The organism is Streptomyces sp. NPDC044984, from assembly GCF_040646935.1.
Classification (GTDB): domain Bacteria; phylum Actinomycetota; class Actinomycetes; order Streptomycetales; family Streptomycetaceae; genus Streptomyces.
Genome location: NZ_JBEZBE010000056.1, coordinates 23,146 through 32,776 on the forward strand (window position 1 = coordinate 23,146; position 9,631 = coordinate 32,776).

General features: G+C 70.6%; 12 protein-coding genes. 5 read left to right on the forward strand and 7 right to left on the reverse strand.

All coding sequences use genetic code 11. From position 1 onward, the window contains the following. Positions 1-2 precede the first annotated feature (2 nt). From fabG to AB0A94_RS35985, 5 genes are all read right to left on the reverse strand, one after another. The gene (gene fabG, locus AB0A94_RS35965; RefSeq protein ID WP_361750869.1) at positions 3-707 is read right to left on the reverse strand and encodes a 3-oxoacyl-[acyl-carrier-protein] reductase; all 705 of its coding nucleotides are present in this window, start codon (positions 705-707) and stop codon (positions 3-5) included. A 159-nt stretch (positions 708-866) separates the two neighbouring features. After that, positions 867-1,253, reverse strand: coding sequence for a type II toxin-antitoxin system VapC family toxin (locus tag AB0A94_RS35970; RefSeq protein WP_361750871.1), 387 nt, complete (start codon positions 1,251-1,253; stop codon positions 867-869). Positions 1,254-1,258: 5 nt separating this feature from the next. After that, complete coding sequence (locus AB0A94_RS35975) at positions 1,259-1,543, reverse strand: type II toxin-antitoxin system Phd/YefM family antitoxin (protein WP_019522103.1); 285 nt, start codon at positions 1,541-1,543, stop codon at positions 1,259-1,261. A 78-nt stretch (positions 1,544-1,621) separates the two neighbouring features. Next, positions 1,622-1,765: a hypothetical protein gene (locus AB0A94_RS35980; RefSeq protein WP_361750873.1), complete on the reverse strand. Its 144-nt coding sequence runs from the start codon at positions 1,763-1,765 to the stop codon at positions 1,622-1,624. 188 nt (positions 1,766-1,953) lie between these two features. Continuing rightward, complete coding sequence (locus AB0A94_RS35985; RefSeq protein WP_361750875.1) at positions 1,954-2,289, reverse strand: hypothetical protein; 336 nt, start codon at positions 2,287-2,289, stop codon at positions 1,954-1,956. Positions 2,290-2,537: 248 nt separating this feature from the next. On the opposite strand from AB0A94_RS35985, the gene AB0A94_RS35990 reads away from it, so the two are divergent. From AB0A94_RS35990 to tyrS, 3 genes are all read left to right on the forward strand, one after another. Further along, positions 2,538-4,061 carry a TldD/PmbA family protein gene (locus AB0A94_RS35990; protein ID WP_361750877.1) on the forward strand — a complete coding sequence of 508 codons (1,524 nt, stop codon included), beginning with the start codon at positions 2,538-2,540 and terminating at the stop codon, positions 4,059-4,061. Positions 4,062-4,143: 82 nt separating this feature from the next. Continuing rightward, the gene (locus AB0A94_RS35995; protein ID WP_361750879.1) at positions 4,144-5,538 is read left to right on the forward strand and encodes a metallopeptidase TldD-related protein; all 1,395 of its coding nucleotides are present in this window, start codon (positions 4,144-4,146) and stop codon (positions 5,536-5,538) included. A 66-nt stretch (positions 5,539-5,604) separates the two neighbouring features. Beyond that, a complete protein-coding gene (gene tyrS, locus AB0A94_RS36000; RefSeq protein WP_361750881.1) occupies positions 5,605-6,873 on the forward strand; it encodes a tyrosine--tRNA ligase in 1,269 nt (422 codons plus the stop codon). A gap of 116 nt (positions 6,874-6,989) precedes the next feature. On the opposite strand, the gene AB0A94_RS36005 is transcribed toward tyrS, so the two are convergent. Then, positions 6,990-7,280 carry a GlsB/YeaQ/YmgE family stress response membrane protein gene (locus tag AB0A94_RS36005; protein ID WP_361750883.1) on the reverse strand — a complete coding sequence of 97 codons (291 nt, stop codon included), beginning with the start codon at positions 7,278-7,280 and terminating at the stop codon, positions 6,990-6,992. Positions 7,281-7,524: 244 nt separating this feature from the next. Here AB0A94_RS36005 and AB0A94_RS36010 point away from each other — a divergent pair, with 244 nt between their 5' ends. Further along, on the forward strand, positions 7,525-7,923 hold the full coding sequence (locus AB0A94_RS36010) for a DUF3099 domain-containing protein (protein ID WP_361750889.1): 399 nt from the start codon (positions 7,525-7,527) through the stop codon (positions 7,921-7,923). 245 nt (positions 7,924-8,168) lie between these two features. Further along, the gene (locus AB0A94_RS36015) at positions 8,169-8,393 is read left to right on the forward strand and encodes a hypothetical protein (RefSeq protein ID WP_361750890.1); all 225 of its coding nucleotides are present in this window, start codon (positions 8,169-8,171) and stop codon (positions 8,391-8,393) included. A gap of 47 nt (positions 8,394-8,440) precedes the next feature. On the opposite strand, the gene moaA is transcribed toward AB0A94_RS36015, so the two are convergent. After that, positions 8,441-9,430 (reverse strand): GTP 3',8-cyclase MoaA, encoded by a 990-nt coding sequence (moaA, locus tag AB0A94_RS36020; RefSeq protein ID WP_361750885.1) that lies wholly within the window; start codon positions 9,428-9,430, stop codon positions 8,441-8,443. Between the last annotated feature and the right edge of the window lie 201 nt (positions 9,431-9,631).

Genomic DNA, 9,631 nt, shown 5'->3' on the forward strand with positions numbered 1-9,631 from the left:
GTTCAGTGACCCATTCCCAGTCCGCCGTCAACGGGAATGACGGCTCCAGTGATGTACGAGGCCTCGTCCGAGGCGAGGAACCGCACCGTCGCGGCGATCTCCTCGGGCTGCGCGTACCGGGCGAGCGGCACCTGCGCGAGGATCTTCGTCTGCTGCTCCTCGGTGAGCGCCTTGGTCATGTCGGTGTCGACGAAGCCGGGCGCGACGACGTTGAAGGTGATGTTGCGCGAGCCCAGCTCGCGGGCGAGGGAGCGCGCGAAGCCGACCAGGCCGGCCTTGGAGGCGGCGTAGTTGGCCTGCCCCGCGGAGCCGAGCAGTCCGACCACCGAGGAGATCAGGACGACGCGGCCCTTCTTGGCGCGCAGCATGCCGCGGTTGGCGCGCTTGACGACCCGGAAGGTGCCGGTGAGGTTGGTGTCGACGACCGAGGTGAAGTCCTCCTCGGACATGCGCATGAGGAGCTGGTCCCTGGTGACACCGGCGTTGGCCACGAGCACCTCCACGGTGCCGTGCGCCTCCTCGATCTCCTTGTAGGCCTGCTCCACCTGCTCGGGGTCGGTGATGTCGCACTTGACCGCGAGGAAGCCGGCCGGCGGCTCCCCCGAGCGGTACGTGATGGCGACCTTGTCGCCGGCGTCGGCGAACGCGCGGGCGATGGCGAGGCCGATGCCCCGGTTGCCTCCGGTGACGAGAACCGAGCGGCTCAACGGATCACCCTTTCGATAGCGGTCTGGTGCACCGCCCGGACACCTGGGCGACAGGCGGCTACCCCGAAAACCTATCGGTCCCGGTCCCGCCCGGGACATTGGGGCACCGACAGTGGCTCTCGTGGCCTCCTGTCGGGTTCCTACAGTTCACGGCCCCGGTCAGTTCGTCATACCGGGTGCGTGAGCCGACAGCCCTTCGGCGCGAGCGGTCTCGAGCATCCTGCGGTCGTAGGTCACCACGGCGGTCAGGTCGTCCCGCAGGGAGAGGGCGCTGGCCACGTGGATCGCGTCCAGCGTCCTCAGACGTCCGACCAGCAGAGCCGCCGCGTCACGGACCTCTCGGGTGAGGAGGATCTCGGTGATCCGGGCGTCCAGGTCCTCCATGGCCTTCGGGAAGTGCCCCATGAGGTCCAAGGTCCGTACGGTCTCCACGAAGCCGAGCGTGCTGGTGGCGAGCGGCTCCGTCGCCCGTTCCTGAAGGAAGACGTCCAGCGCGTCCCAATGGCTGCGCCGGGTCATCCAGGTGACCAGTGCGGACGTGTCCATGTAGATCAACGGTCGTCCTCTTCGCGCTCGGCCAGCAGCAGCGCGACGGGATCGACGTCTTCCGGCACCTCGTAGTGCGGCATGCTGTGGCGCTCGGCGGCGGTGACCGGCTTCAGCTTGATCTTCCCCTGCGCCACCAGGTGCGCGTACCGCTCCATGGGGCTGCCGGCCGGTGACAGTATCGCGATCACGTTGCCGTGCCGGGTGACCTCGATCGCCTCGCCCTTCTCGACCCGGGCGAAGACCGCGCTGGGGTTGTACGAGAACTCGCGGACGGAAATGGTGCTCATACCGCGTCCCCCTCACAGCAGGCAGGTTGTGCGTACACATCCCCGAGAGTACCTACATCCGGCCGCCACAGTCGCCTTTCACGTGGCCGTCCTGCTGCGCGCGGTGTCGACCGACTCGGCCAGAGCGTCGATGTCCGCGGCCAGGTTCCGCCGGGGACGTGAGAGGTCGACGACGTGTCGCCAGCTCCTCATTGGGTCGAGCTGGTCGGCGATCTTCCGCACCAGCGCTCCCGAACGTACGGCGACTCGGCGCACGGACAGCGACGGGGCTCGTACCGCTTGGTGGACAGCCGTTGCGCCAGAGGAAGTCGGGGACCCATGGGCGCGAGTGGCACGCCACGGGGGCGAACGCGTGGGAGCGCTCCCGCGGGCCGTCCGGCCCCACGGGAGCGCTCCCGGAACGCTTCGGCTCAGTACACGTGGCGGGTGTACCACGTCCCGCTGTCGAAGAAGAAGTGGTCCACGGCGAGCGTGTGCCCACCGCTGTAGTGGGCGTACGCCACCGCCTGCTCGCCGGGCCGGCCGTTGCTCAGGCCCGTGTCCAGGCAGGTGCCGGGCCTGATCATGAAGGTGCTGAAGCCGCCCCGCAGCGGGAACTCCACGTTGATGTCCTGTGCCCGGTGGTTGCAGGCCGTCAGCCCGCCCGTCCTGCTCAGGGGCTCGTCGGCGACCGCGGCGGGGGCGGACAGGGCCGTGAGAAGACCGGCGGTCGCGGCCGCCAGGGCGGCCACACGACGCATACGCATACGCACTCCTCGAGTCGGGCCGTCCGGTGATCGTCCGGACCGGCGCTCCCGAACGTACGGAGACTCCGCGCACGGACAGTGACGAGACGTGTGCCAGTTGGTGAACAACCGTTTTCCCAGAGGAAGTCGGGAATCCACGGGCGCGAGTGGCGCACCACGGCGGCCGTCCGTCACGTCCCCCGGGGGCGCTCGTGGTTCACTGCTGACGGTTGAGCACATCTCGCGAGGGTGAGAAGGGGAGGCCGCTCGTGGCCCATGAGGTCGATCAGTCATTCCTGGCGCTGCCGTTGCGCGCGCTCGCCGACGCGGCGCTCGCGCGGGCGCGGGCGCTCGGGGCGGAGCACGCGGACTTCCGTCTGGAGCGGGTGCGCAGCGCGTCCTGGCGGCTGCGGGATGCCAAGCCGGCCGGGTCGTCGGACACCACCGACCTCGGGTACGCGGTGCGCGTGGTGCACGGCGGGACGTGGGGGTTCGCGTCCGGGGTGGATCTGACCCTCGACGCCGCCGCCAAGGTCGCCTCGCAGGCGGTGGCGATGGCGAAGCTGTCCGCGCAGGTGATCCGGGCGGCGGGTTCGGACGAGCGGGTGGAGCTGGCCGACGAGCCGGTGCACTCGGAGAAGACCTGGGTGTCGTCGTACGAGATCGATCCGTTCGCCGTGCCCGACGGGGAGAAGGCCGGGCTGCTGGCCGAGTGGAGCGCGCGGCTGCTGGCGGCGAACGGGGTGGACCACGTCGACGCCTCGCTGCTCACCGTGCACGAGAACAAGTTCTACGCCGACACCGCCGGGACCGTGACCACGCAGCAGCGGGTGCGGCTGCACCCGGTGTTCACGGCCGTGTCCGTCGACGGCTCCAGCGGTGAGTTCGACTCCATGCGCACGATCGCGCCGCCCGTCGGCCGCGGCTGGGAGTACCTGACGGGCACCGGCTGGGACTGGGACGACGAACTGGCGCGGATCCCGGAGCTGCTCGCCGAGAAGATGCGCGCGCCGAGCGTCGAGCCGGGGCTGTACGACCTGGTGGTGGACCCCTCCAACCTGTGGCTGACCATCCACGAGTCCATCGGGCACGCCACCGAGCTGGACCGTGCGCTCGGCTACGAGGCGGCCTACGCCGGGACCTCGTTCGCCACCTTCGACCTGCTCGGCAAGCTGCGCTACGGCTCGGAGCTGATGAACGTCACCGGTGACCGCACCGCCGAGCACGGGCTCGCCACGGTGGGGTACGACGACGAGGGCGTCGAGGCGCAGTCCTGGGACCTGGTGAAGGACGGCACGCTGGTCGGCTACCAGCTGGACCGGCGGATCGCGAAGCTGACCGGGTTCGAGCGGTCCAACGGGTGCGCGTTCGCGGACTCCCCCGGCCACGTGCCGGTGCAGCGCATGGCCAACGTGTCGCTGCGGCCGGATCCGGCGGGGATGTCGACGGAGGACCTGATCGGGGGCGTGGACCGGGGCATCTACGTCGTCGGGGACCGGTCGTGGTCGATCGACATGCAGCGGTACAACTTCCAGTTCACCGGGCAGCGGTTCTACCGGATCGAGAACGGGCGGCTGGCGGGGCAGCTGCGGGACGTCGCCTACCAGGCCACGACCACCGACTTCTGGGGCTCCATGGCGGCGGTCGGCGGTCCGCAGACGTACGTCCTGGGCGGCGCCTTCAACTGTGGCAAGGCCCAGCCGGGGCAGGTCGCGGCGGTCTCGCACGGCTGCCCGTCCGCCCTCTTCAAGGGAGTCAACATCCTCAACACGACGCAGGAGGCCGGGCGATGAGCGTCAGCACCGGGACCGGCTGGGGGTCCGGGGGTCGTCCCCCGGGAAAGCACAGTCTCAACACGACGCAGGAGGCCGGGCGATGAGCGCGCGCACCAGCAAGCCGTACGAGATCGTCGAGCGCGCTCTGGAGCTGTCCCGGGCCGACGGCTGTGTCGTGATCGCCGACGAGGAGTCCACCGCCAATCTGCGCTGGGCGGGCAACGCGCTCACCACGAACGGTGTCACGCGCGGGCGCACGCTCACCGTGATCGCCACGGTGGACGGCGCGCAGGGCACGGCCTCCGGGGTGGTGTCCCGGTCCGCGGTGACCGTGGACGAGCTGGAGCCGCTGGTGCGGGCCGCCGAGGCGGCCGCGCGGGGCGCGGGTCCGGCCGAGGACGCGCAGCCGCTGGTCACGGGGGTGGCCCCCTCCCCCGGGTTCACGGAGGCGCCGGCCGAGACCTCCTCCGCCGTGTTCGCCGACTTCGCCCCGGCGCTGGGCGAGGCGTTCGCACGCGCGCGTGCCGGTGGCCGGGAGCTGTACGGCTTCGCCAACCACGAGCTGGTCTCCAGCTACCTCGGCACGTCGGAGGGGCTGCGGCTGCGGCACGACCAGCCGAACGGCACCCTGGAGCTGAACGCCAAGTCGCCGGACCATACGCGGTCGGCGTGGGCGGGGCGCTCCACACGGGACTTCAAGGACGTCGACCCGGCGGCGCTCGACGCCGAGCTGGCCGTACGGCTGGGCTGGGCCGAGCGGCGGCTCGAGCTGCCCGCGGGCCGGTACGAGACGCTGCTGCCGCCGACCGCGGTGGCGGACCTGCTGATCTACCAGCTGTGGTCGGCCTCGGGGCGGGACGCGGCCGAGGGGCGCACGGTGTTCTCCAAGCCGGGCGGCGGCACCCGGGTCGGCGAGCGGCTGACCGGGCTGCCGCTGACCCTGCGCAGCGACCCGGAGGAGCCGGGTCTGGAGTCGGCGCCGTTCGTGATCGCGCACTCCTCCGGCGGCGACCAGTCGGTGTTCGACAACGGGCTGCCGCTGGCGGCCACGGAGTGGATCCGCGAGGGCGAGCTGAACCGGCTGACGACCAGCAGGCACGGCGCGGGCCTGACCGGGCTGCCGGTGGCGCCCGGGATCGACAACCTGATCCTGGACGGCGGCGGCGACCGGTCCCTGGAGGACATGGTCGCGGCCACGGAGCGCGGGCTGCTGCTGACCTGCCTGTGGTACATCCGCGAGGTGGACCCGGCGACGCTGCTGCTCACGGGGCTGACTCGGGACGGCGTGTACCTCGTCGAGAACGGCGAGGTCACCGGCGAGGTGAACAACTTCCGGTTCAACGAGTCGCCGGTGGACCTGCTCGGCCGGGCCGCCGAGGCGGGCCGTACGGAGAAGACGCTGCCCCGGGAGTGGGGCGACTGGTTCACCAGGGCCGCGATGCCGGCGCTGCGCGTCCCCGATTTCAATATGAGCTCTGTCAGCCAGGGCGTATAACCTCGTAGGCATGCGTGGCCGGCTGTCATCCGGCCGGCCGAAGATCATCAAGGAGACACGAGAACCGTGACGGACATCGTCGACGAGCTGAAGTGGCGCGGGCTGTTCGCCCAGTCCACCGACGAGGACGCTTTGCGCAAGGCGCTCGCGGACGGTCCCGTCACGTTCTATTGCGGTTTCGACCCGACCGCTCCGTCGCTGCACGTGGGGCACCTGGTGCAGGTGCTCACCGTGCGCCGGCTCCAGCAGGCCGGTCACCGGCCGCTGGCGCTGGTCGGCGGGGCCACGGGCCAGATCGGCGACCCGCGCCCGACGGCGGAGCGCACGCTGAACTCGCCGGAGACCGTCGCGGGCTGGGTCGAGCGGCTGCGCGGCCAGATCGAGCCGTTCCTGTCCTTCGAGGGCGAGAACGCGGCCGTGATGGTCAACAACCTCGACTGGACGCAGAACCTCTCCGCGATCGAGTTCCTGCGGGACATCGGCAAGCACTTCCGCGTCAACAAGATGCTGACGAAGGACTCGGTCGCCCGGCGTCTCGAGTCCTCCGAGGGCATCAGCTACACGGAGTTCAGCTACCAGCTGCTCCAGGCGATGGACTTCCTCCAGCTGTTCCGGAGGTACGGCTGCACGCTCCAGCAGGGCGGCAGCGACCAGTGGGGCAACCTCACGGCCGGCCTGGACCTGCTGCACCGGCTGGAGCCAGGCGCCACGGTCCACGCCTACGCCACGCCGCTGATGACCAAGGCGGACGGCACCAAGTTCGGCAAGACCGAGGGCGGCGCCGTCTGGCTCGACCCGGAGATGACGACGCCGTACGCGTTCTACCAGTTCTGGCTGAACGTGGACGACCGGGACATCTCGGGCTACATGCGGATCCTGTCCTTCAGGTCCCGTGAGGAGCTGGAGGAGCTGGAGCGGCAGACGGAGGAGCGTCCGCAGGCCCGGGCCGCCCAGCGTGCGCTGGCGGAGGAGCTGACGACGCTGGTGCACGGCGCCGACCAGACGGCCGCCGTGATCGCCGCGTCCAAGGCCCTCTTCGGGCAGGGCGAGCTGGCGGAGCTGGACGACCGCACGCTGGCGGCGGCGCTCTCCGAGGTGCCGCACGTCAAGGTGGCCGAGCTGGGACCGGTGGTCGACCTGTTCGCCGAGGTCGGTCTGGTGCCGAGCAAGTCGGCCGCGCGGCGCACGGTGAAGGAGGGCGGTGCCTACGTGAACAACGTCAAGGTCACCGCCGAGGACGCCGTCCCCGCGAAGGAGGACCTGCTGCACGGGCGCTGGCTGGTGCTGCGCCGGGGCAAGAAGAACCTGGCGGCGGTGGAGGTCACGGCCGGCTGAGCCGACGGGCTGGTGCGGGGCGGTTTCCGGCATGTGCCGGAGGCCGCCCCTTCGTCGTACGCCGGAAACCGCCTCGCCGTACGCCGTCGTACGCCGTCGTCGCCGTCCGTGCCGGGTCAGGCCCGCTGGTGGTGCCGCTCGGCCCGCTTGCGCTTCATCGCGGTGTACAGCATGTCCACGAAGAAGACGACGACGACCGCCGCGACCAGCTGGAAGACGTGCCGGCCCCAGTCGATGCCCCGCGTCTCCTCGATCCCGAAGCCCCGCGCGACGGCGTTGCCCGCGATGGCGCCGATCATGCCGCAGATGGTGGCCAGCCACAGGGGTATGTGCTGTTTGCCGGGGATCAGCGCCTTGGCGATCAGACCGAGCACGAGTCCCACGATGATCGCCCACAACCAGCCCATGGCTGCCTCCTCGTACGGCTTGACGCGAGCACTACGGCCAGTGTCGGCCGAGACGCGGTACGCCGCATGTCGGGCATGCCGTACGCACTACGACGCAGGCGGGGCGCCGCGGGGCGGGGCGACCCGCCCTCGTGACCCGGTCGGGCACGGCGTAACGTGGACATGTCCGGACCCGGTGTCGCGGGACGGGGTGCCGGCCGGTCAGGTAGGTGGAAGGTCCGATGCGGGCGGATGGTGGAATGTGATGCGGAAGCAGCATGGCGGCGGCAGCGTCCAGGTGTTCCGGATCACCGGCGCCCGGGCGGGCCTCCATGACGATGTGCGGGCGAGGCAGCGCCGGTACGTGATCTCGATGACCGTCCGTACGATCTCGGTCATCCTCGCGGCGACACTGTGGAACGTGGAGCGGCACGTCGCGATCGTGGCGCTGGTGCTCGGGATGGTCCTGCCGTACATCGCGGTGGTGATCGCCAACGCCGGGCGGGAAAACGCGCCGTCACTGCCGTCGACCTTCGTGACGACACCGATGAGGCCGATGATCGCGCCGCCGCGGACGAATGACGGTTCCGCGGAATCGGATGCGGAAGATGTGGCGTCACAGGCGGCTCCGGGTACACGAACGGAGCGGCCCGAGCGGTCGTGAAGATCGGGGCGTGAGGGAGAAGGGCGTCAAGCGGAAGGCACTTCCCCGCCAAGCTCAGGAAAAGCTCAGATCAATCATGTTGTTCCGGTGCCGGGGGCGGGGTGACCCGTGACATACTTCGTACGCGCTCCGCATCCCCCGTCGGAGCGACGGACCGACGCCGGGCAGCTCCCCCCGTGGCTGCTCGGCGTCGCCTTTTCCCCGGCATTTCGCACTGCGCCGATCGGGTTAGGGTCGGCGGTGTGATGGTCCCTGATCCCGAGACGCCGATCTGTTCCGCCAAGGGCTGCCGCGCCGCCGCCGTGTGGGTGCTCGCCTGGAACAACCCCAAGCTGCACACGCCGGAGCGCCGCAAGACCTGGCTCGCCTGCGAGGAGCACCGCGAGCATCTGTCGCAGTTCCTCGGGGTGCGCGGATTCCTGAAGGACGTCGTCCGGTTCGAGGAGTGGAAGGCTCCGGAAGGGGCCTAGCGCTCTCGGCCGCCGATGCCGTCCCCTCAGCCTTCGATGGCGTCCCCTCAGCCCCCGATCGCGGACATGGGGCGGTCCGGCTGGACGAAGGCCGGGTCGTCCAGGCCCGCGCCCGCCTTCTTGCCCCACATGGCGAGCTTCCAGAGGCGGGCGATCTCCTCGTCGGGGGCGCCGGAGCGCAGGGCCGCGCGCAGGTCGGTCTCCTCGGTGGCGAACAGGCAGGTGCGTATCTGTCCGTCGGCGGTGAGACGGGTGCGGTCGCAGGCGCGGCAGAAGGGGCGGGTGACGGAGGCGATGACGCCGACGCGGTGCGGGCCGCCGTCGACCAGCCAGCGCTCGGCCGGTGCGGAGCCGCGTGCCTCGTCGCCCTCGGGGGTCAGCTCGAAGCGGGTGCGCAGGGAGGTGAGGATGTCCCCGGCGGTGATCATGCCCTCGCGCTTCCAGCCGTGCTGGGCGTCCAGGGGCATCTGCTCGATGAAGCGCAGCTCGTAGTCGTGCTCCACGGCCCAGGCGAGGAGGTCGGGGGCCTCGTCGTCGTTGAGCCCCGGCATCAGGACCGAGTTGACCTTCACCGGGGTCAGTCCGGCCTCGCGGGCCGCGGACAGGCCGTCGAGGACGTCCTGGTGGCGGTCGCGGCGGGTGAGGGTCTTGAAGACGTCCGGGCGCAGGGTGTCGAGGGAGACGTTGACCCGGTCCAGGCCCGCCTCCTTCAGGGCGGGCGCGATGCGCCTCAGCCCGATGCCGTTGGTGGTGAGGGACGTCTGCGGACGGGGTTCCAGGGCGGCGACGCGCTCGACGATGCCGACCAGGCCGGGGCGGAGCAGCGGTTCGCCGCCGGTGAAGCGGACCTCCTCGACGCCGAGGGAGGTGACGGCGATGCCGACGAGGCGGACGATCTCGTCGTCGGTGAGCAGGTCGGGCTTGGCCAGCCACTGCAGACCCTCCTCGGGCATGCAGTAGGTACAGCGCAGATTGCACCGATCGGTCAACGAGACCCTCAGGTCGGTGGCCACTCGGCCGTAGGTGTCGATGAGCACGTGGCCCCTCCCTCGACGCGGATCACTCGTGCCCGGCTGTCTGCGAGCCTACGTGACGCCACCGACAACCCACAGCGACCCGGTGTGACGAGATGGCGAACGGCCGCGTCGTACGGACCTCCAGGGGTCCGTACTGCGGAACTGATGCCCCTGTGGCTCAACATCATCCGAAATCTCGGCATGGGCTTCCTCCTGGCCTGG

Coding starts and splice junctions, on each gene's coding strand:
- AB0A94_RS35970 (WP_361750871.1), bottom strand. CDS start 1,253: ATGGACACGTCCGCACTGGTCACCTGGATGACCCGGCGCAGCCATTGG.
- AB0A94_RS35975 (WP_019522103.1), bottom strand. CDS start 1,543: ATGAGCACCATTTCCGTCCGCGAGTTCTCGTACAACCCCAGCGCGGTC.
- AB0A94_RS35985 (WP_361750875.1), bottom strand. CDS start 2,289: ATGCGTATGCGTCGTGTGGCCGCCCTGGCGGCCGCGACCGCCGGTCTT.
- AB0A94_RS35995 (WP_361750879.1), top strand. CDS start 4,144: ATGAGCGCGCGCACCAGCAAGCCGTACGAGATCGTCGAGCGCGCTCTG.
- AB0A94_RS36005 (WP_361750883.1), bottom strand. CDS start 7,280: ATGGGCTGGTTGTGGGCGATCATCGTGGGACTCGTGCTCGGTCTGATC.
- AB0A94_RS36010 (WP_361750889.1), top strand. CDS start 7,525: ATGCGGAAGCAGCATGGCGGCGGCAGCGTCCAGGTGTTCCGGATCACC.
- AB0A94_RS36015 (WP_361750890.1), top strand. CDS start 8,169: ATGGTCCCTGATCCCGAGACGCCGATCTGTTCCGCCAAGGGCTGCCGC.